The 21,336-nt window shown below is 53.2% G+C and carries 20 protein-coding genes; 17 read left to right on the forward strand and 3 right to left on the reverse strand.

All coding sequences use genetic code 11. The features are described 5' to 3' along the window. Positions 1–41 precede the first annotated feature (41 nt). Together A3EQ_RS0103595 and A3EQ_RS0103600 are read left to right on the forward strand one after the other, a co-directional pair. Positions 42–1,343, forward strand: coding sequence for a bifunctional folylpolyglutamate synthase/dihydrofolate synthase (locus A3EQ_RS0103595; protein WP_020153819.1), 1,302 nt, complete (start codon positions 42–44; stop codon positions 1,341–1,343). Between the two features lie 95 nt (positions 1,344–1,438). Then, positions 1,439–3,157, forward strand: coding sequence for a sensor domain-containing diguanylate cyclase (locus tag A3EQ_RS0103600; protein ID WP_020153820.1), 1,719 nt, complete (start codon positions 1,439–1,441; stop codon positions 3,155–3,157). 340 nt (positions 3,158–3,497) lie between these two features. Here A3EQ_RS0103600 and A3EQ_RS0103610 read toward each other — a convergent pair whose 3' ends face one another. Genes A3EQ_RS0103610 through A3EQ_RS21630 form a run of 3 tightly spaced genes read right to left on the reverse strand, consistent with a single transcriptional unit; the run spans position 3,498 to position 6,236 of the window. Next, positions 3,498–5,258: a hypothetical protein gene (locus tag A3EQ_RS0103610; RefSeq protein ID WP_020153822.1), complete on the reverse strand. Its 1,761-nt coding sequence runs from the start codon at positions 5,256–5,258 to the stop codon at positions 3,498–3,500. Beyond that, a complete protein-coding gene (locus A3EQ_RS0103615; RefSeq protein ID WP_020153823.1) occupies positions 5,255–5,764 on the reverse strand; it encodes a PulJ/GspJ family protein in 510 nt (169 codons plus the stop codon). Before A3EQ_RS0103615 ends, A3EQ_RS0103610 begins: the two co-directional genes overlap by 4 nt. Next, on the reverse strand, positions 5,754–6,236 hold the full coding sequence (locus A3EQ_RS21630) for a hypothetical protein (RefSeq protein WP_020153824.1): 483 nt from the start codon (positions 6,234–6,236) through the stop codon (positions 5,754–5,756). Before A3EQ_RS21630 ends, A3EQ_RS0103615 begins: the two co-directional genes overlap by 11 nt. Positions 6,237–6,497: 261 nt before the next feature. Between A3EQ_RS21630 and A3EQ_RS0103625 the strand changes: the two genes are divergently transcribed. The 15 genes from A3EQ_RS0103625 (at position 6,498) to minC (ending at position 21,334) form a co-directional block, all read left to right on the forward strand. Beyond that, the gene (locus A3EQ_RS0103625; RefSeq protein WP_020153826.1) at positions 6,498–7,841 is read left to right on the forward strand and encodes a G5 domain-containing protein; all 1,344 of its coding nucleotides are present in this window, start codon (positions 6,498–6,500) and stop codon (positions 7,839–7,841) included. A gap of 75 nt (positions 7,842–7,916) precedes the next feature. After that, positions 7,917–9,572, forward strand: a complete 1,656-nt coding sequence (locus A3EQ_RS0103630; protein WP_020153827.1) for a GspE/PulE family protein — start codon at positions 7,917–7,919, stop codon at positions 9,570–9,572. Between the two features lie 12 nt (positions 9,573–9,584). After that, complete coding sequence (locus A3EQ_RS0103635) at positions 9,585–10,622, forward strand: type IV pilus twitching motility protein PilT (protein WP_020153828.1); 1,038 nt, start codon at positions 9,585–9,587, stop codon at positions 10,620–10,622. Positions 10,623–10,624: 2 nt separating this feature from the next. Next, entirely contained in the window at positions 10,625–11,833 is a 1,209-nt protein-coding gene (locus tag A3EQ_RS0103640; protein WP_026499718.1) for a type II secretion system F family protein, read from the forward strand. A gap of 98 nt (positions 11,834–11,931) precedes the next feature. Further along, complete coding sequence (locus A3EQ_RS0103645; RefSeq protein WP_020153830.1) at positions 11,932–12,399, forward strand: type II secretion system protein; 468 nt, start codon at positions 11,932–11,934, stop codon at positions 12,397–12,399. A gap of 220 nt (positions 12,400–12,619) precedes the next feature. Further along, the gene (gene pilM, locus A3EQ_RS0103650) at positions 12,620–13,606 is read left to right on the forward strand and encodes a type IV pilus biogenesis protein PilM (protein WP_020153831.1); all 987 of its coding nucleotides are present in this window, start codon (positions 12,620–12,622) and stop codon (positions 13,604–13,606) included. Next, positions 13,603–14,193, forward strand: coding sequence for a PilN domain-containing protein (locus A3EQ_RS0103655; RefSeq protein ID WP_020153832.1), 591 nt, complete (start codon positions 13,603–13,605; stop codon positions 14,191–14,193). Before pilM ends, A3EQ_RS0103655 begins: the two co-directional genes overlap by 4 nt. Then, complete coding sequence (locus tag A3EQ_RS21635; protein ID WP_020153833.1) at positions 14,186–14,923, forward strand: hypothetical protein; 738 nt, start codon at positions 14,186–14,188, stop codon at positions 14,921–14,923. The genes A3EQ_RS0103655 and A3EQ_RS21635 overlap by 8 nt, the downstream gene beginning before the upstream one ends. A 27-nt stretch (positions 14,924–14,950) precedes the next feature. Next, the gene (locus A3EQ_RS0103665) at positions 14,951–15,709 is read left to right on the forward strand and encodes a prepilin peptidase (protein ID WP_020153834.1); all 759 of its coding nucleotides are present in this window, start codon (positions 14,951–14,953) and stop codon (positions 15,707–15,709) included. A gap of 118 nt (positions 15,710–15,827) precedes the next feature. Further along, the gene (locus tag A3EQ_RS0103670) at positions 15,828–16,757 is read left to right on the forward strand and encodes an SPOR domain-containing protein (protein ID WP_020153835.1); all 930 of its coding nucleotides are present in this window, start codon (positions 15,828–15,830) and stop codon (positions 16,755–16,757) included. A 334-nt stretch (positions 16,758–17,091) separates the two neighbouring features. After that, a complete protein-coding gene (radC, locus tag A3EQ_RS0103680) occupies positions 17,092–17,763 on the forward strand; it encodes a RadC family protein (RefSeq protein ID WP_020153837.1) in 672 nt (223 codons plus the stop codon). 150 nt (positions 17,764–17,913) lie between these two features. Beyond that, positions 17,914–18,936 carry a rod shape-determining protein gene (locus A3EQ_RS0103685; protein WP_020153838.1) on the forward strand — a complete coding sequence of 341 codons (1,023 nt, stop codon included), beginning with the start codon at positions 17,914–17,916 and terminating at the stop codon, positions 18,934–18,936. A gap of 21 nt (positions 18,937–18,957) precedes the next feature. Next, complete coding sequence (mreC, locus tag A3EQ_RS0103690) at positions 18,958–19,830, forward strand: rod shape-determining protein MreC (RefSeq protein WP_020153839.1); 873 nt, start codon at positions 18,958–18,960, stop codon at positions 19,828–19,830. Further along, entirely contained in the window at positions 19,827–20,363 is a 537-nt protein-coding gene (gene mreD / locus A3EQ_RS0103695) for a rod shape-determining protein MreD (protein WP_020153840.1), read from the forward strand. The genes mreC and mreD overlap by 4 nt, the downstream gene beginning before the upstream one ends. Before the next feature lie 290 nt (positions 20,364–20,653). Further along, on the forward strand, positions 20,654–21,334 hold the full coding sequence (gene minC / locus A3EQ_RS0103705; RefSeq protein WP_020153842.1) for a septum site-determining protein MinC: 681 nt from the start codon (positions 20,654–20,656) through the stop codon (positions 21,332–21,334). The last annotated feature ends 2 nt before the right edge of the window (positions 21,335–21,336 follow it).

Here is a 21,336-nt window from a genome sequence, read left to right on the forward strand (position 1 = left end):
AGATATTTGAACCGGGATCGAAAAAACGGGGGGAAAGCGGCATGTTTGAAACACCGGAAGAAGTCATCGGATGGTTGGACAACCGTTTGAAATTCGGCATAAAACCCGGGCTGGAACGGATGGAGCGTCTCATGGCCGCGCTGGGCCATCCCGAAAGATATATCCGTGCGGTCCATGTCGGGGGGACGAACGGAAAGGGGTCAACCGTCGCCTTTTTACGGGCGATTGTTGAAGAAGCGGGTCTGGAGGCGGGCACCTTCACCTCCCCCCATATGGATCATCCTTGCGAACGGATCGCCGTAAACGGCAGGCCCATCGGCGGAAAGGATCTGATCGCCTGCGCCGAAGCGGTCCTTCCCGCCGTCGAAAGGTTGGACCGCGAGGGCAATCCGCCGACGGAATTTGAGATCTTGACGGCGATGGCCTTGCATTATTTCGCCTTCGTTCATCCCGTCGACGTCGCCATTTTTGAAGTCGGGCTCGGCGGCCGGCTCGATTCGACGAACGTCCTCCATCCCCTTGTCTCGGTCATTACCAACGTCGGCCACGATCATATGAACATTTTGGGTTCCACGTTAAAAGAGATCGCCGCGGAAAAGGCGGGGATCATCAAAAACGGGGTGCCCCTGGTCACCGCGGCGCGAGGGGAAGCGTTGGAAACGGTTGCCGGAACGGCCAAAGAGAAGCGCGCTGCGGTCTACCGGCTGGGAAAACAATTTCAATATACGGATCTCGGCCCCGCGGAAAACGGGGAAAGATTTTCGCTGCAGCTGGTCTTTAAGACCTTTCCGGATCTGGAGATCGGCATGTTCGGGCGCCATCAGCTGGAAAATGCTTCCCTCGCCGCGATGGCCGCTTACCTGTTGCAGACCTACTATTCCTTTTTCATCGAAGACGAGCATATTGCCGAAGGTTTGAAGAAAGCGGAATGGAAAGGGAGATTCCAGATCGTCTCCCGGCGCCCCCTGGTGATATTGGACGGGGCCCACAATCCCGAAGGGACAGCGAGTCTGTCAGAAACATTCCAACGGCATTTTCCGGACAAAAAAGCGACCGTCCTCTTTTCCGCTTTAAAAGACAAACCGCTGGCGGAAATGATCGCCATCCTCGATCAATTGGGCGGAAAACTCGTCTTTACCGAATTTTCCCATCCCCGCGGGGAAAGGGCGGAACGGCTGCTTTCCCTTTCCCGCGCCGCCGATAAGCGGGCCGTGAAGGATTGGAAGGGGGAATTGGCGCGGCTGATCGGGGGCTTGACCGGGGAGGAGGCCCTGATCGTGACCGGCTCCTTGTATTTTATCGCGGCCGTCCATCCTGTTGTGCAAAAAATATTAAAATTGTAAAAATAAAATGACAAAAAATCCGGTTTTTGATAAAATATGTTTAATATGAAAGCTGAAAAAATGAGGGATTTGCCAAGTCATGGGAGGGGAGCAATATGGTGATCGGCCGGAAAAAGAAATGGATCATTTGGTTGGCGTGGGCGGTTGTTGTTCCTGCCAGTTTCCTTTACGCCTCCCAGGTTTCTCCCCTGCCATCGAGTTTCAACGCCGGGGACTTTATTATTTTAGTCCTGCTTATGATCCCCGCCGCCTTATTGCCGGTCATTATCAACCAGACGCCGATCTCCTTTACCCAATGGATCGTCCTCGTGGTATTTTTGCAATTCGGCCTGCTGGCGGAAATGATTTTGACCCAGTTCTCCATCCTCATTACCATGATCCGCCTTCGCTTGTCGAGGGACCAATATTTTCGTTTTCCCTTAAATTCCGCCATGTTTTCCGCCGTATCGGTTTTAAGCGGGACGGTCTACTATCTTTTGGGCGGAACCCACAATCCGGGGGCTTCCGTCGACGTTTCATTCTTTTTGCTGGCGTTTGTCTATGTCTTCGCCTATTATCTTTTGAACCAGCTGTTTTTCAATTTCATCCATTCATTTATTTATTCGGTCAAAATTTCATTTTTTTCAAAGGATTTGGTTTGGGAGACCCTTTCCTTGTTCGTCGCCTATCCGATCGGCGTGATCTTATACATTTTGTACAATTCGGCCGGAAACATCAGCGTGCTCCTGGTGGGCATTCCCGTCATCCTGATGCTGCTCGTTTTGCATAACTACAACCGGGCGAGCATCATGAACGAATATTTGCAGAAGGCCGTGGAACTGGGACACCGGCTGACGGAAAAATTAAAATTCGATGAGGTGCTCGAGATTTTCGTTAAAAACGTGCTGAAAATGTTTCCCGCCAATTACTTGTACATTCTGGAAGTCGTGGACGATGAACGGCTGGAATATATCCGCTGCTATGAAAAAGGGGAATTTGCTGAGGTGAAGCCGCCGCCGCTGAAAAAGAACGAAGGGATCGGCGGCCTCGTCTGGTCGGCGAAAAGAGGGATGCTGTTCCATGAAAGAAGGGAATGGCAGCAGATGGAGAAGGAAGGGTTTCCCGATGACCTGGAAAGCCTTCTCGCCGTTCCCATGATGAAAAACAATCGCGTCACCGGCGTGATCCTTTTGGGATCGAAGAGGAAAAGGGTATATGACAAGTTTCAACTGGCCATTTTCGACATCCTCTGCTCCTATTTGGCCATCTCGCTGGATAACGCCAAACATTACGAGAAGACAAAGGATGAAAGCATCAGATGCCCGTTGACGAAACTGTACAACGCCCGCTATTTTCACGACAAGCTGGAGGAAATTTTCGAAAAGTTAAGAAACGGGGAGATGCCATCCGTTTCCCTTTTATTGATCGATATCGACCATTTTAAAATGGTCAATGATACTTACGGGCATCAAAGCGGAAATGAAATATTGTGCCAAATGGCGGATCTGCTGAAATCGATCATCCAATCGAAGGGAATCGTGGCAAGATACGGCGGGGAGGAGTTTGCGGTCATCCTGCCCGGCTACAAGAAGGAAGAGGCCAGTTCCTTTGCCGAATACATCCGCAAGACGATCGAGAGCCGTTCCTTCGTCATGTACAACGATCTGGCGGAAGTCAGGCGGAAATTGAGCGTGCGCGTTACCGTGAGCATCGGCGTTTCAGCCGCCCCCGCGGATACGGACGAACCGATGGCCCTGCTGCGCTGCGCGGACCGGGCCCTGTATATCGGCGCAAAGCGGGTCGGCCGCAATAAAGTGGCCAAATACGTGATTTAGCTTACGGGGAGGGGGGTGCCGGATTTCTCCGCCGTGGAGAAGACGGCAGGAAGACGGCCATCGTTTCTCTCGGCTGTCCGGAATGATGGCGCCGGGAAGCTACGGTTCCCCCCGTGGATTGCGGACCGGGCAACGGAAACCGGCGGCTATTCTTTTTCCAGCAGGCTCGGAAAAATACAGATCGCCATGCACCGGAGTTTATTCTTCCGGCGCATGGCGATTTTTTGTCCTGAGCGCGAAGGATTTTCTTCTTCGGCGCCGTCGGGCCGTTCGCCGCGCTGAATCCGCTGGCCGGATCCCGAGAAGGATTTTTCCTCTTCGGCAGTCCGGGACCGGCTGACTATTCCCCCGGCTTCCGGTCGAGGAGGATCGGAAAGTCCACGTCCGTGATGACCGGCTCCTGGGATTTGATGTCGGAGTAAGTGTTGATGATTTCCGGATCGTAGACGATTTGCAGGCGGGACGGCCTCGTCCGCTGGCCTTCGACGCCTTCGTAGTAATCGTTGCTGTATTTCTGAGCATTTTCGAATCTTTGATTGCTCGCCCTGCCGCGGATGGCGTTCAAAACGATCTTGCGCGCCGATATTCCGCCTTCAATCCGGATATTGGATCCGACCCCGTACATTTCCAATTCCTTTTCCGAATAAAAGAATCCTTTGATCTGGCTTGGCTCATCTTGATAGAGACTGTTGTTTTGGATGTTGATTTTTCCGGTGGCGAAGATGATCAATGAACCTTCCCTTCCGTTCTTGTTCAACCCGTTGATCCGGGAATATTCGATGAGGACATCCCCGTCAACGTACATGATGGAGTTGAACTGGGCGTCGGCCCCCCTGATGGTGACATCGCCGTCCACGAAGATGGGGCCGTCGATTTGGATCCGGTCATAATTGTTCGGATTAGAGGATGTGCTTCCGTTCCCGACCGTTAAATCCCCGCCGACATAGGCGCCGTTAAGAAAGGTGGTCTTTCCGAAGTTTTTATAGCTGTTTTTGATCTCGAGATCGCTGTTTGTCGCAAATCTTCCGAAGGTGTTATTTCCGTTGAACAGACAAGTATTGGTGATGATCCAATTGCAATCCGCATAGATTTTTTTATCCGGATAAGATTCATTTTCGAAAGGCACGAAGGGCAGCCATTTTCTTATGACCGTTACCCCCGGAGAATTTTTCTCATACTTGAACGCATTCCGCTGCGAAGTGATGGGAATCGGTTCCCGGGACATCGCCCGCCTGACCAGCTTCGGGGCTTCGCCGGGGAAAAAGACGTCTTCGATCCGGTCCGTCTTCTTCGTGAAGCCGGCGCCGAAGTTGACGGTCTTGAGGTATTTATCGTAGTCGCCCGGGGTCTGATTCAAGGCGTAAACCTCCCCTCCCAAGACGAGCTGGGCCCGGTCCTTTCCGTCCGCCGGGCGGGCGCTCGGGTAAAGGGAATTGATCCAATATTCCCGTCCGTCCAAGACGGCCCGGGCCTTATTGCTTATAATAAGATTTCCGTCCACCTTCATGTCGCCGGTGATGGAGACGGCCCCGTGCAGGAACATGTTCCCTTCTCCCGGTTCACAGCCCCCCGTCCCGCCGCATGCCTTATTGGCGCCCAGCGCATATTGCAGCGGCTCCGGAACCGCTTGGGAGCCGACTTCAAAGGTGGCGGTCATCTTCTTTTCCTCGCCGCTGGCGTTTCCGGTGCTGACAAAGGTGACTTTTTTCCGCAGGGGATTCGGTTCGCCGTTTGCATCCGTCACGTCTTCGATTTTTGTGATGCAGGCCGCATATTCGCCGGTCCGGTTCGCTTTCCGGATCCCGCTCCCGTCGCATTTGTAGGCGTTTAACGTTTGATTCAGCCGTTCGATGAATTCCGAACGGGGAAGCCCCTCCTCTCCCAGGGCTTCGTTCAGCTCCCGGTAGATCTGGTTGGTAAGATGGTCGATCCCCTTTGCCGACAGTTCCCTCGCCTGGACGATATTTTCCGATGTTTGGCTGCGCTTGACGCCGCTCAACGTGACGGACAACAGGGACAGGGCCAGGACGGCAAACAGCAAGGAGATGAACACGGTGATCAAGAGCGCATAGCCGTCTTCCCGGCGGAACCGCGCATTCATTTTTCTCCCCCTTTCGTATCGTCGATCAAGCTGAGAATGCTCGTTAATTCCAAATGCTCCTCAAACTTTTTTGATTTCAGGCTCAACGTAATGCGGAATTTTCCGTCGCCCAGGCTTTCGGTCCGCGAATCCTCATCGAGGCGGACGCCGTCGTTCAAAGGCGGGAGCGCGCGGCCGTTCACCACCGCCTTTCCGTCGATGAAACCGGTCTTTTCCCCGTTTTTCTTTTGAAAATAGTAGTTGTTCGTCCCGCTTTCGGGCAAAGCCGTTTTTTCCACTTCGCTCGCCTTTAGGGTGAAGATCCCTTCGATGAAATTCGCCATGATGTAGTCGGCTTCATCCCGCAGTTTCGCCTCTTCCATCGACCGGCCGTACGCCTGGATTCCCCCGTACAGGACGGAAAAGACGACGAGCAGGATCACGGACATCAGCGCCAGGCTGGCGACGGTTTCGATGAGCGTGAGGCCTTCGTTATTTTCCCATCTTTTCCGGATCCTACGGTTCATAGCGGACAAACCCCTCCACCGTCGAAGTGATCCCCTTGTCTTCCAATCGGGCCTGGACGGCAACGTTGATCAGGTTGAGCCTGCGGTCGGACAAATCCTGGTAGACGTAGAGATAGATTTCGTAGGTTTTTCCGTTCACCAAGGGCAAATAAAGGGTTTCGCAGTCCCGGAAGTTTTTAGCCTTGCAAACGTCGTAGGAATACACATACGGGTCGTCTTTCGTTTTCCCTGCATAGGGAGGCGGCGCCGCCGAATCGGGAGGATCGATATAGGATAAGGGATCGGCCTTGACCCGTTCCAGCGTCGCCTTGGCCAAATAGGTGCCGATCAGCTTGTCCTGGCTGGAATGGGCGGCCTTGTTCGTGAACACAAAGAGGTTGAAGAACGTCAACAAGAGCACCGACAGGATGAGGAGGGAGGCGACGACTTCCACGAGGGAGGCTCCGCCGGAATCCTTCATGAAATGATCCATGACTGGCAATCTCCTTTTCTCGGAAAAACAAACTCTTTCTTCGTCCGGTTTGTAAAATATGGCATAAAATTGAAAAATCATCCAAAAAATAAATAAAAAGTCCCAGGAATGCGTTGCTATTCATTATTGTTATCATTAAAATAGTAATAGATTACTATTTTTTGTATTCATTTTCCAATAATATTATAGCTTAAAATAGTTCTTTTTTCCTGTATCCATCGGAAAAAATTCGATGATTTTTTTCTTTAGGGTGGGAATTCCATGAAATGGAGGAAACGGTTTGGAGTCATCATCCTGGCCCTTTTTTTGCTGACGGCGGGCACCGCGCTGGCGAAGTCGGTCTCGGCCGCCGGAAAAATCCCGGCGGGCTCGACCGTCGGCGGGGTCGAAGTGGGCGGGATGGACCTTTCGGAAGCGCAGCGTCTGCTTGCGGAAAAGGCCGCCGAGTGGAAAAGGGAGGGCCGGCTGGTCGTTTCTTTTTCCGGCGATGACCTGGTCATCCCGAATGAAAACGTCGTTTTCGACATTCGGCAGACGATGGAAAATGTAAAACAGCGGATCGAACGGCCCTGGTACAAATTTTTCGGCAAAGGGGAAGAATTCCACATCCCCTTCGTCGTGGAGATCCAAATGGAAAAGGAAGAGCTCGCCGGCTGGCCGCCGGCGGTTGACGCGGAAAAAACGTTGGCCCTGGCCGAAGAACAGGCCGGCGTGCTGGGGGACAAAACCATTCGGGCCGTAATGAATGAAAAAGCGGAAACGAAGACCGTCGCCTCCGCGCGGTGGGATGTCCCGGAGGAGTTTTTTCTGGAAAAATGGGTGAATAAACTGAACGGTTTAGAAATCGGGCCGAAAGAAAAATTTTCCTTTAACGAGAACCTCATGAAAAAGGTCCCCGCGGCGAACGCGAAAGAAGGAAGCTATTTGGCTACGATGATGTACGCCCTGTTTTTAGAGACCAATGTGGAAATCCTGGAAAGGCATCCCCACCGGACATTCCCCGATTATGCGGAACCGGGGATCGACGCCTATGTGGACGAATCATTGCAAAAAGATTTCATCGTCTATAATCCCAATGATTTTTCCTATACCTTACGGGCGGAGCTTTCGGGACCGAAGCTGACCTTGTCCCTTCTTTCCGTCGAGCAGCCGGCGGTTTACGAATGGGAAACGGAGAAGGAGGTTTTGCCGTTCCGGACCGTTTACCGCTACAGCAAGGATCTGCATCCGGGGGAGGAAATCACGGTTCAGAAGGGGCAAAACGGGGCCCGGATCATCGTCAACCGCCTGTGGAAAACGCCCGACGGGGAAACGCTCAAAACCGAGCGGATCAGCCGGGATTATTATCCCCCCGTGCCGGAAATTATCTTGCGTCCGGCTTCGGACCTGAACGAAACAAGCGGTGAGGAGGCCGAACCGGCCGGCGAACCGCAGGGGAACGGCGGACCGGAAGGAAATCAGGCGCCCGAAGCGGAAGGAACCGGCGGTGAAACGGGGACGAGCGCCCCGGAGGGAAATGAAACGGCGGACCAAGCCCCGGACGGCAAGACCGGCGATGCGGCCGGAGAGGAGCCTTTGTATGAGGATCCAAACTATGTGAAATAAAAGGCGGACGGCCGGAACGCCGGCATCCGCCGGCTTAAAGACGCGAATGATGCCAATGGAAACGCGGTGAAACCGATGTTGAGAAAACGTTTGGGCGATCTGTTGATCGAAGCGGGACTGATCACGGAAGAACAATTGAATCACGCCTTGAAGAACAAATCTCCCGATGAAAAGCTGGGCGACGCCCTCCTCCGCGAGGGGTTCATTACGGAACAGCAGCTGATCGAGGTACTGGAATTCCAGCTGGGCATTCCCCATATCAATGTCAGCCAGTTTCCCATCGATCAGGATCTCATCCAGCTCGTCCCGAAGGAATTGGCCAAGCGGCACAACGCCCTGCCGATCCGGAAGGAAAGGAACAAGCTGTTCGTCGCCATGTCCGATCCGCTGGATTATTTTGCCATCGAGGAGTTGCGGATGGCCACCGGCTGCCAAATTGAACCCGGGATCGCGGCGAAAGACGAGCTGTTCCGCGCGATTACCAAGTATTACGATCTCCAGGAATCGATGGAAGAAGCGATCAATGATCTGACGCCGGAGGAGAATTTGGATGAAGTCCGGATTACCGATGAAGATTCCCCGGTGGTCCGGCTCGTCAACCAAATCATTGCCAACGCCGTCGCCCAACGGGCGAGCGACATCCACTTGGACCCGCAGGAGACGGAAGTGCGGGTCCGCTACCGGGTGGACGGGATGGTCCGTTTGGAGCGGACGCTGCCGAAGCATCTGCAAAATATGATCACCGCCCGGATCAAGATCATGGCCGATCTGAACATTACCGAAAACCGGATCCCCCAGGACGGGAGGATCAAGACGACCGTCAACTTCAAGCCGATCGACATCCGGGTCTCGACGCTGCCGACGATATACGGCGAAAAGGTGGTCATGCGCATCCTCGACTTGAGCAGCGCCTTGAACCGGCTCGATAAATTGGGTTTCGCCCCGGAAAATTTGGCCCTTTTCCGGAAAATGATCGAAAGGCCGAACGGCATCGTGCTCATCACCGGGCCGACCGGATCGGGAAAGTCTTCCACCCTGTACGCGGCACTCAACCATCTGAACCGGGAAGAAGTGAACATCATCACGATCGAAGATCCGGTGGAATACCAATTGGATGGCATCAATCAAATGCAGGTCAACGAAGACATCGGCTTGACCTTCGCCAGCGGCCTGCGTTCGATCCTGCGCCAGGACCCGGACATTATCATGATCGGGGAAATCCGCGACGTGGAAACGGCGCAAATCTCCATCCGCGCCTCCTTGACCGGCCACCTCGTCCTGAGCACGCTGCATACGAACAGCGCGATCGCCACCATCACCCGCTTGAATGATATGGGGATCGAGCCCTTCTTGGTCGCCGCCTCCTTGGCCGGGGTGGTCAGCCAGAGGCTGGTCCGGAAGGTGTGCCGGGACTGCGGGGAAACGGTCGAGGCGACGGAACGGGAAAGGCGGATCTTTTCCGAAAGAGGGATCGAAATTGAGCGGATCAGGCGGGGAAAAGGCTGCCCGAGCTGCAACATGACCGGATACCGGGGACGGATCGCCATCCATGAGCTGCTTTACGTGGATGAGGAAATCCGGAAGTTCATTTTGCGGGAGGCCGATTCGGCGGAAATCCGCCAATATTTGCGGGAGAAGGGCATGAAGTTCCTGATCGACGACGGATTGATGAAGGTGAAGGAAGGCTTGACGACGACGGAAGAAGTCCTGCGGACGGTAACGATCGAATAGGAGCGGAACATCATGGCGTACCATATCTTGGATTTGCTGAGAAAGGCTTATGAGGAAAAAGCGTCGGATCTTCATCTGACCGTCGGTTCGCGGCCGATCCTCCGCGTCCACGGCCAATTGCGGGCCTTCGGGACCGAAGCCCTGACCCCTTTCGATACGGAGGAAATGGCGCGGCGTTTGGTTCCCGACGACCGGTGGGAAACCTTTCTGACCGAGCGGGAGATGGATTTGAATTTTCAGCTGGATGATGCGTGCCGCTTTCGGATCAATGTGTTCCATCAGCAAAATTACATCAGCCTCGCGATCCGGATGATCCCGACAAAGATCCCCACTTTGGAACAGTTGAACATGCCGCCGGTCATCGAAAAATTGTTGGTCAAACCCCAAGGGCTGATTTTGGTGACGGGACCGACCGGGTCGGGAAAATCGACGACTTTGGCGGCGATGATCGATTACATAAACGGGCGTTTTGCCAAACATATCATCACCCTGGAAGACCCGATCGAATATGTCCACGAACATAAGCGTTCGATCATCAACCAACGGGAGGTCGGCAAGGATACGAAAAACTTTGCCAGCGGGCTCCGGGCCGCCCTCCGCCAGGATCCCGACGTCATTTTGGTGGGGGAAATGCGGGATTTGGAGACGATCGCAACGGCGGTCACCGCCGCGGAAACGGGCCACCTCGTTTTGGCCACCCTGCATACGGTGAGCGCCGCCCAAACGATCGACCGCATCATCGACGTGTTCCCTCCCCATCAGCAGGGACAGATCCGGCTGCAGCTGGCGTCGGTCCTGCAGGGGGTCATCTCCCAGCGGTTGCTGCCGAAAAGGGGGTTGGACGGCCGGATCGCGGCGACGGAAATCTTGGTCAATTATCCGTCGGTCGCCAATTTGATCCGGAACGGGAAAACCCACCAAATCCCGAACATCTTGCAGACGGGCAAAGCCCTCGGCATGCACACGCTGGAAATGTCGGTCCAATCCCTCCTTTCCAAAGGGGAGATCTCCGAGGAGACCGCAAAAGTCTACATCGGTGCAGGTGAATGATCGTGGCCGTTTACAAATATGTGGGCAGAACAAAAAAGGGGATGATGAAGAAGGGGACGATCGAAGCCGCGAACAAAAACCAGGCGATCAGCCGGCTCGTGGAGCAGGGCATCCGGCCGCGGGAAGTGACGGAAGCGAAGGGGCTGCTGTACCGGGAAGTGACGCTCGGGAGGCCGGTCAAACATCAGCACTTCGTCATCTATTGCCGCCAATTCGCCACCCTGATCCGGGCCGGGATCCCGATCGTGAAGGCGACGAATATTTTGGCCCGGCAGACGGAAAGCAAGCATTTGCGGAAGGTGCTGCTGCAGATCGAGGACGAACTGCGGTCCGGCCGCTCCTTTTCGGAGGCGGCGGAAAAGCATGCGAAGGTCTTTCCGCCGATGTTCACGAACATGATCCGGGCCGGGGAGGCGACCGGCAGCCTGGATGAAACCTTGGACCGGCTCGCCGCCCACTTCGAAAAGCAGTATTATACGGCGAAAAAAATCCAATCCGCCTTGACCTATCCGGTTTCGATCCTCATCATCATGATTTTCGTCGTCGTATTTCTCATGATTTTCATCGTGCCGCGGTTTACCGACATGTTCCGGCAGTTCGGCGCCGAACTGCCGCCGGTGACGAAAATGGTGATGGGAATGAGCCATGCCGTCGCCAATTACTGGTGGATCGGGCTGCTCGTGCTCCTTGCGGCAGCCGCGCTGTTCGGCTATTTCATGAAAAACAGCAAAAAATTCCATTACGGCGTCCATTGGTTCCTGCTTAGGATGCCGGTTTTCGGGAATTTGCTGCAAAAGGCGGCCATCGGCAGGACGGCCCGGACCCTGTCGTCCCTCGTTTCCAGTTCCGTCCCGATCTTGGAGGCCTTGACGATCACGGAAAGGGTCGCCGGAAATCCGGTGATCGGAAAAGTCATTTTGGAAGCGCGGGAAAGCCTGGCGAAGGGGAATCGGCTATCGGAACCTTTCGAAAAAAGCTGGGTGATGCCGCCGCTCGTGACCCAGATGATCGCCGTGGGCGAGCAGTCCGGTTCCCTTGACTTCATGTTGGGCAAGATCGCCGATTTTTACGAAGCGGAAGTCGACCGCACCGTCGATACGTTAAAATCCCTGATCGAGCCGGTGATGATCATCCTGCTCGCCGGCGTCGTCGGCACGATCGTCGCATCGATTATCATTCCCCTGTTCTCCATCTATCAGCAAGTGTTATAGAAAAAAAATTTCCCTTCGGGGGGTGGTCCGACGGAAAAAAAGCCAGTCGTTCCTGAAATTTGGAACAGGAAAAAATCATGATATGAGGAGGAAATGATATGATTCAAAAATGGAAGAAGCTGAAGAAGAACGAAAAAGGGTTGACGCTGATCGAGCTCCTGGCCGTGCTCGTCATTTTGGGCATCATCGCGGCGATTGTCATTCCGCTGATTGCAAATGTCATTAGCGATTCGCGGGATAAAGCGATTTTGGCGGATGCTTCGAACATTATTTCTGCCGCAAAACTTGCTCACGCTAACGGAGAAGGGACAGAGGATAATACTGCAGGAACAATAACTTTTAATAAGGACATATTAAGTAAATATATGGATAAAAAGGTTAAACTAGCAAACGATGATAAGGTAACTTATACAAAAAGCAGTGGAGAATGGACGATAAAATATAGTAATCTTAAAAAAATTAAAAATGAAGATCTTAAAACCGGTTTAGGGATTAGTAATAATGATGATGAAACTACGGATGATCTGATTAATGACTACTTAGATGACAATGCTTTTACCAAATAAAGGAAATAATGGTGGTGGAGGAGGGGAATAATACACGAACCCTAACTATCCTATAATTCTTGCTTTATTTCAACATTCTCAACAACCCCAGGCGCTCCCCGGCGCCTGGCCCCTCTCATTTTTTTCGGGAAGGGGCCAAGCTTTGGCCTTTTCCCGAGGAAAATGAACGGTTCCCCCGGCGGAACCGGTTTTCATTTCGGCACAGGACGGTGAACCAGCCATGATCTTGAAAAAGAAAACCGTGAACCTGATCGTTGACGATTATGCCATCCGATGCGCGGAACAAAGGGGTTCCGGGCTCGAAGAGATCACCTTGATGGAAAAACCGGTCCCGGAAGGGATGGTGGAACAGGGCCGGATCGCCGACGAGATCGCCTTCTATGAATTTTTCAAAGGGACGGTCCAGGAATGGGGGATCAAACGGAGGAAGGTCCGTTTCTGCGTCCCGGATTCCCTTGTGAGCATGAAAAAGGAGACGGTGCCCGAACATGTGAAAGAGAATGAACTTAAGGCCTATTTCCATATGGAGATCGGGAACAGCATCTATCTCCCCTTTGAAAATCCGGCCTTCGACGTTTGCCTGTTGCCGGAAAGGGACGCGAACGACGGAAAGCGGAAGGCCCTGCTTTTTTCCGTCCCTCTGGAAGAATTGAACAAATACTCGGAGATCTTCATCGACGCGGGATTGAAACCGGTGCAGTGCGATATCCGCTCCCTGTCCGCCTACCGGTATTTTGCCGCCGTCGAGGGGGCGAAGCCGGGGAAAGTCTATTTGTTCCTCGAAGTCAATTTAAATTGGCTCGGGATCACCATTTTTTCCGATGACCTGCCCGAATTTATGCGCTATCAGGATTTGGACATCCCGTTGAAAAACTGGAGATGCGTCCCCGCCGGGGAAAATGCGTTCACTTGGGAATATGCCGGGGATGAAACCTATCTGTCCGGGCTGTTGGAAGACCAGATGGTCGAATTGGAGCGGATCATGAATTTTTACCGTTATTCGATCCATAAAGGGAGGCGAACGGTAACGGGCATCATCCTGTACGGCGACTATCCGGATTTGGCGAAGGTCCGGGAACGGATCGAAGAGAACTTCACCCTTCCCGTCACGATTTTAAACGGCTATGCTTCCCCGGAAAAAATCGCTGCCCTGCCCCGTTCCTTCATTCCCGTCCTGGGGCTGGCCTTGAAAGGGGAGTCGTCATGATACCTGATATCAATCTCTTGCCCGAATTCGAGCGGGAGCGGCCGAAAACGAAGCTCATCTTCCTTCTTTTGGTCCTATTGTGGCTATTGCTCTTTGCCGGGCTGTGCTTGATCTATTGGCAAATGAAAAACGACAATGCCTTCTTGCGGACCGCGGAACAAAATTTAACCATGGAAAAAGCCGCCCTGGAAACGAAGCTGTCGCAAAACGGCCAGCAGGAGGGCCCTTCCCTGGAAAATCTCGTGGCGTACGCGGAGGGCTTAACGGCGCCCGCCTCCCTTTTGATTGAACATTTAAAGGAGCTTTTGCCCGAGAACGGCTATCTCGTTCAGTACAGCTATAATGACGGCCAGCTGACGGTCGTCACGGATTTCGAAACGTTGACGGACCTGTCCGCCTATGTGGAGAAGCTGGGCGTCTCCGAATTCTTTTCCGATGTGAAAGTAAACGAGGTGAGCGCATTCCGGCTGGAAGAAGGCGAGGAGGAGCAGACGGATTTTGCCGTCGTCCCCCGCTATGAAGCGACGATCCAATTGAACGTGAACCGGGGGGCGCTGAAAAAGTCGGGAGGGGAACAGGGTGAATAGTTTTCTGGAAGAAAGGAAAAAACTCGTCTATTTTATCCTCGTCATTCTTTTCTTGCTGCTCGTCCTCCTTTTCGTCCGCTTTATCCTCCCGCTGAAGGAAGAACAGGCGGCGAAGAAGGCGGAGGTAAACCGGCTGGAGCGGGAGATCGGGGCCCTGGAGGACCGGCTGGCCGAGCCGGAGGAAGGTTCCGCCGAAAACGAAGAACAATTGAAAAAACGGATCCCGGATCGGCGGGCGATCGATCAATTGCTCCTTTCCGTGCAGGAGGCGGAATACGCCAGCAATAGCCAGGTGAACTCGATCAGCTTCACCAATTACGACGGGGAGCCCGCAAGCGGCGAAACGGAAACCGCCCCTTCCCCCGGCGGCGGGGATGCGGAAACCGGCGGCAAAACGGAGGAAGGAGGCGCGGCGCAATCCGACGGTTCCGCCGGTGCGGAAGAGACCGCGGAAAGCCCGGAAGAAGGGACGGCGGAACCGGCCGATGGGCCGGCCTCCCTTCCGGACAAGCCGGAGAATTTAAAAACGATCACCTTCACCGTGGACGTCGTTTCCCCGGATTTCGACAGCCTGCTGAAATTTGTGAAGGAATTGGAAAAATTGGAACGAATCCATACAATAGATACGGTCAGTTTTTCCCTGCCGGGGGAAAAGGAGCGGCTGACGGAGGAGGAAGCCGAAACCGTATCCGCGAAGATCCAGGCAACGACGTTTTACTATCAACCTTGAACGAAATCGAGAGAAAAGGTAGGGCCTATGGAGTACATTTACGCAGTTTTCGTCCTGTTGTACGGCATGGTTTTCGGATCCTTTTTCAATGTCGTCGGCATGCGGACGGCCAAAGGGCAATCGGTCATCCGGCCCCGTTCCTCTTGCCCGGCCTGCCGCACCCCGTTGACGTGGAAAGAGCTCGTTCCCCTCTTTTCCTATCTTTTTTTAAGGGGCCGGTGCCGGACATGCGGCGCGAAGATTTCCTTCCTTTATCCCGCAACGGAGCTTTTGACGGGGCTCCTGTTTTCCCTGTCCTACCTGCAATTCGGTTTTTCCTGGGAGTGGCTGCAAGCCCTCGTTTTCCTTTCCTTATTGATGATCGTGACCGTTTCCGACCTGGATTCCATGATCATCCCCAACCGGGTGTTGCTCGTTTTTTCCCTTTTGTTCCTCGTCATCCGGCTGGCCGACCCGCTCGTTCCGTGGTGGGATTCCTTGGCCGGTGCCCTTCTCGGCTTTTCCGTGCTGTATCTGTTGGCCGCCGTCACCCGGGGCGGCATGGGCGGCGGCGATATCAAGCTGTTTTTCGTCCTCGGCCTGTTTCTCGGGACGAAAAAGGTATTGCTCACCCTGTTTTTTGCTTCCTTCCTCGGGACCCTTTTCGGACTGCTGTTGATCGCCTTGAAGAAATTCCGGCGAAAAAAACCGGTGCCCTTTGCCCCCTTTATCGGCGCGGGCGCTTGGATCGCCTATCTTTACGGCGACCGGCTGCTGGCATGGTATTTGTCCACATTTCTACAATGATCAATCCCTGCGGCGAAATTTCCCGAATTCCCCGAAGGACAAGGCGACAAAAGTCTTGTTCTTTTTTTTTCGATCTGTGATAGGATGAAACAAAGCTTCGGAAGGGGAGGCAGGCAGTATGGACAAACTTCCGGAAAAAATCGTCATCAAAATCAACGGGGAAGCAAAAAATGATTCGGAAGGCGGATCCCTTTCCCAAACGCCGGAGAAGGAAATCGCCGCAGGGAAAGCGGAGGCGCCGGCAACGGACGGACGGAAAACAAGAAAAATGCCGCCGGCGATTTGGCGCAATTCTTACCGCCCGAAAAGAAAAACGGGGACGGGCGGCCGGAAAAATGCCCCTTACCCGGCTTTCGCCGCCGTCGGAGCGGCGGTGGCCGCCGGCATTTTGATCGGCTTTTTCCTGCTGAACCTCATGCTCAAGGAAGAGCAGCCGAACCGGGAAAACGCGGCAGCCCCCAAGGAACCGGCGGCGGAGGCGGCGGAAACGGCCGAATTGCCGGAAATGGCCTTCTATATCTTCCAAGCCGGTTATTTTAAAAATGAAGATTCCTTGAACAAGATGGTGGAAGATTTAAAGGGTAAAAATCTGTCGGCAAAAACGGTGAAGGATGCGGACCATTACCGGGTATTCATCGGGGTTGCCGATTCCTTGGAAAGGGGAAAGGAGATGCGGAAAAGCCTCTCCCTTTATTCGGAAACGTGGCCGGCGGAGGTGAAGGCGGGGGAAAAACGGATCGCCCGGCTGACCCGGGAGGAGAAAATCTTTTTGGAAAAGGCGCCGAAGATTTACAAACGGCTGGTGGAAAAAGCGGTGAGCCGGTATTTGAACTCCCCGTCCGCCGTATCCGACGCGGAGATCCTCCGGGACATGGAAGAGATCCGGGCGATGGAATTGAAAAACGAAAAGGTGCTGCGGCTGAGGAATGCCCTTGTGAACGCTTATCAGCAATGGGAAGGGTTCGAAAAAGCGGGGAAGGAAAAAGCGTGGCGGCACATCCAGGAAAACTTGACGGATTTTGTTGAAGCCTATTTTCATCTTTCATGAGGCGGGTTCGGACTTTTCTCCCGGCAGAAGGGCGGGATTTTCCCTTTATTTCCGCGGAAAAATGAAAAGATTTAATGGAGACGTAAAGGAAAAGTAAAATTTGTGTCGTTGTTTGTCGAGGGCGGCTTTGATAGGATTATGTTACGCAATCTTTTTTCGGGAAGATCCGTGAAACGGCGGATCGGCCCGCTGCCGCAAAAGCATCGTTTTCTGTTCATCGGCGGGGCTTAACGCCTTTTTTCTTTGCCATTTTTACCTGAAAAAAACTGTAACACGGAATGCAAAGGGTATAGTAAAATCAAAGGGGAGGGAAGAGCCTATCAAGCAAGCGCTCATGATCCGGGACGTTCCGAAAGAGGAAAGGCCGAGGGAGCGATTTATCCGGTACGGCCCGAAAAGTTTATCGAATCAGGAATTATTGGCGATTCTCCTCAGAACCGGAACAAGATCCGAATCGGTGCTTCAGCTTGCCCAGCGGCTCCTGATTCGCTTCGAAGGCTTGCATCTCCTGAAAGATGCCACCCTGGAAGAATTGACAAAAATTGAAGGGATCGGAGAAGCGAAGGCGATCCAGATTTTGGCCGCCATCGAACTGGGGAGAAGGATCGGCAATATCGCCCAGCAGGAGCGGTACGTGATTCGTTCCCCCGAAGACGGGGCAAGATATTTAATGGAAGAGATGCGTTTTCTCACCCAGGAACATTTTGTCTGCCTGTATTTGAACACGAAAAACCAGGTGATCCACAAGCAGACGGTATTCATCGGCAGCTTGAACGCCTCCATCGTCCATCCCCGGGAAATTTTTAAAGAGGGATTGAAGCGGTCCGCCGCCTCCATCATCTGTTTCCACAATCATCCGAGCGGGGATCCCACGCCCAGCCGCGAGGATATCGACGTCACGAAAAGGCTGAAGGAATGCGGGAAGATCCTCGGCATCGAATTGCTGGACCATATCATCATCGGCGACAGAAAATATATCAGCTTGAAAGAAAAAGGCTACTTGTAACACTAGGATTTTTGGCAAGTCTCATGTATAATAATTATTATGGATTTTTCATCTTTTTGACCGAAACAGGAATACTTTTTCCCAAAAGCGCAAATGCAGTCAGAAAGCGTGCATCATGAGAAAATTGGATCGGAAAGGGAGATACGGACAATGTTCGGATTAGGCACCAAAGATTTGGGAATCGATTTGGGAACAGCCAATACCCTCGTCTATATAAAAGGGAAAGGAATTGTCGTGAGGGAGCCCTCCGTCGTGGCCATCCAAACGGATACGAAGCAGATCGTCGCCGTCGGGAACGATGCGAAAAACATGATCGGCAGAACCCCGGGGAACGTGGTCGCATTAAGGCCGATGAAGGACGGGGTGATCGCCGACTATGAAACGACGGCGAAGATGATGAAGTATTTCATCAACCGGGCGTTGAAAGGGAAGAACGGTTTTGGCCGCAAACCGTACGTGATGGTGTGCGTTCCTTCGGGAATCACCGCCGTGGAAGAGCGGGCGGTGATCGATGCGACCCGCCAGGCCGGGGCGCGGGATGCTTACACGATCGAGGAACCCTTTGCCGCCGCCATCGGGGCGGACCTGCCCGTCTGGGAGCCGACCGGGAGCATGATTGTGGACATCGGGGGAGGCACGACGGAAGTAGCCATCATCTCCCTCGGGGGGATCGTCACGAGCCAGTCGATCCGCGTCGCCGGCGACGAAATGGACGAGGCGATCATCAATTACATCCGGAAAAATTACAATTTGCTGATCGGTGACCGTACGGCGGAGACGATCAAATTGGAGATCGGTTCGGCAGGCATGCCCGAAGGCATCGGAAGCATGGAGATCCGCGGCCGGGATCTCGTCACCGGCCTTCCGAAAACGATCGAAATCACGGCCGAGGAGATCGCCCAAGCCCTCCATGATACGGTGTACGCCATCGTGGAAACGGTCAAGCTGACGCTGGAAAAGACGCCGCCCGAATTGGCGGCCGACATCATGGACCGGGGCATCGTTTTGACCGGGGGAGGCGCCCTGTTGAGAAATTTGGATAAAGTGATCAGCGATGAAACGAAGATGCCGGTTTTAATTGCGGAAAATCCGCTGGATTCGGTGGCCATCGGCACCGGGAAGGCCCTCGAAAATATCGACCTGTTCAAAAACAAGGTCAGAAACTCGCGGTGATGCAATTAAGAGGTGTACATCATGCCGCAATTTTTCACAAATAAGCGCTTGATCCTTTTATTTGTCGGGATTATTTTACTCGTGGCGTTGATCGGTTTTTCGCTGAGGGAGAGGGATCATCTGTCATGGCCTGAGCAGTTTGTAAAAGACACTGCCGGCTTTGTGCAATATCTCGTAGCAAAGCCCGCACATTCGGTTGCGGGTTTTTTTGAAAACATCCGGGACATTCAAAACACCTACAAAGAAAACGAAGTCCTGAAAAAACATCTTGAAGAATATGCCCAACTGAAGGTGGAAAACGACCGGCTGAAAAAGGAAAACGAAGAGCTGAAGGCGATCTTGGAAACGGAGAAGGATCTCTCTTCCGTAAAGACCATCCACGCTTCCGTCATCGCCCGGAATCCCGAACGTTGGAACGAAAGCCTCATCATCAACAAGGGGGAAGTCCACGGGATCAAAAAGGATATGGCCGTCGTCACCGCGGGAGGCATGATCGGAAAGATTTCCAGCACCGGCAAAACCACGTCGACGGTCCAGCTTTTGACGACCCTTGACCGGACGAACCGGATCCACGTCGCCATTCAAGGGAAGAAGGATGTTTACGGTCTGGTGGGAGGCTATGACGAAGAGACGCAAATGCTTCTCGTCAAGGAAATCCCCAAGGATAAAAAAGTGAAAAAAGGGCAGAAGGTGATCACCTCCGGATTTGGCGGGGTATTTCCGAAAGGCCTTTACATAGGGGTTTTGGAAAAGGTCGAACCGGACCAATACGGCTTGACGCAAACCGGGTACATAAAACCCGCGGCCAATTTTTACAATATCGAAAATGTGCTCGTCGTTGAGCGGCTCATGGAGATGCCCGACAACGAAGAAGACCGGGTGGACGGATCATGAAGAAATGGCTGATCGTTCTGGTTGCCTGCCTGCTGTTTGCCGTTGACGGAAATTTTGCCAACTTTTTCCCTGGCCATCTGTTTTCCGCATACGGACTGGCTGCCCCCCGGTTTTTATTCGTTTTTATCCTGCTTGTCGCCATCTATTACGATGCGAAAACGGCCCTGGTTTACGCTGCCGTTTTCGGGCTGATCACCGATTTCGTGTTCACGGAAATTTACGGGATCTACCTGTTCTGGTATCCCGCGGCCGTTTATCTCGTTTCCAAAATCATGAAAGTCCTCCATTCCAATTGGTTCATCGTCATGGTCGTTACCCTTTTTGCCATTTCCGTTCTCGAAGGAGGCCTTTATTTGTTTTACTCCATCCTGACCCCGCTTTCCTTTTCGGCGGAAGAATTTTTCCGGTACCGATTTTTCCCCACCTTATACGTGAATCTCGTTTTCTATTTGGTTGCCGCTTTTCCGCTTCGGAAAGGATTGTCGGTGTTAAAAAGGGAAAAGGATGAGGAAAGAAGCATTTTTGATGCCTAGTTTCGCGCACGCTGGCTGCCTTTCCCCCGGGAAAGGAGGAAAATCCGGTTTCGCCGGTTCCCGTCCCTTTCATTTTCTGTTTTTTGGCGGCTTTTCCGAATCCCGCAGGAGGAAGGCGCGGCAGGGCCTTTTCATGGTTTCCGGCCGGACGGGGGCAGAGCTCCTTTCCGGACGGCGGAAGGATGATGAAGAGGGCTGCCATTCGAGGTTTTTTGCGGCAATTGTGGCAAGGAAAAGAGGATTCACCCCGGCTTTTGTTGAAATTTATTTTGTTGAGGTGAACTTCTAGCATGATCAAATCGCAGAATGTGATGATAAAGGGGACAAAAGACGGGATTCTTTTGCGCTTGGACGATTCCTGTTCCTTTCAGGATCTGATGCGCGAACTGGAAGCGAAGCTTTCCTTCCAAAGATGGGAAGAGGAAGAGTCCCATAAGATCAGCGTGCGCGTCCACACGGGGAACCGGTATTTGTCGGAGGATCAGAGGGAAGAGCTGGAGAAACTGATCCGCAGCGCCAAACATTTGATCATCGAATCGATCGAATCCGACGTCATGCTGAAATCCGAATGGGAAAGAAAAAAAAGGGAGTCGGAGATCAGCCTCGTGAACAAAATCGTCCGTTCGGGGCAGATTTTGGAAACGCCCGGGGATCTTCTCCTGGTTGGCGATGTCAATCCCGGCGGCGTCGTCCGCGCCGGTGGAAATATTTTTATTCTCGGGGCATTGAGCGGAACCGCCCATGCGGGCTGCTACGGAAACAGCGAGGCGGTGATTTGCGCCGCAAAGATGAATCCGTCCCAACTGCGGATTTCCGAATATGTTTCGCTCGCTTCCGACCTTGCGGGGGAACACGGCCGCGAAACGGCATGCGCCTTTCTCGGTCCGGACAACGAGATCGTGATCGAAGGTCTGCACGCGTTAAAGGGTGTACGGCCGCAATTGAACCGTTTTATGGAAGGGGGATTCTAATC

The sequence above is a fragment of the Caldibacillus debilis DSM 16016 genome (assembly GCF_000383875.1).
Classification (GTDB): domain Bacteria; phylum Bacillota; class Bacilli; order Bacillales; family Caldibacillaceae; genus Caldibacillus; species Caldibacillus debilis.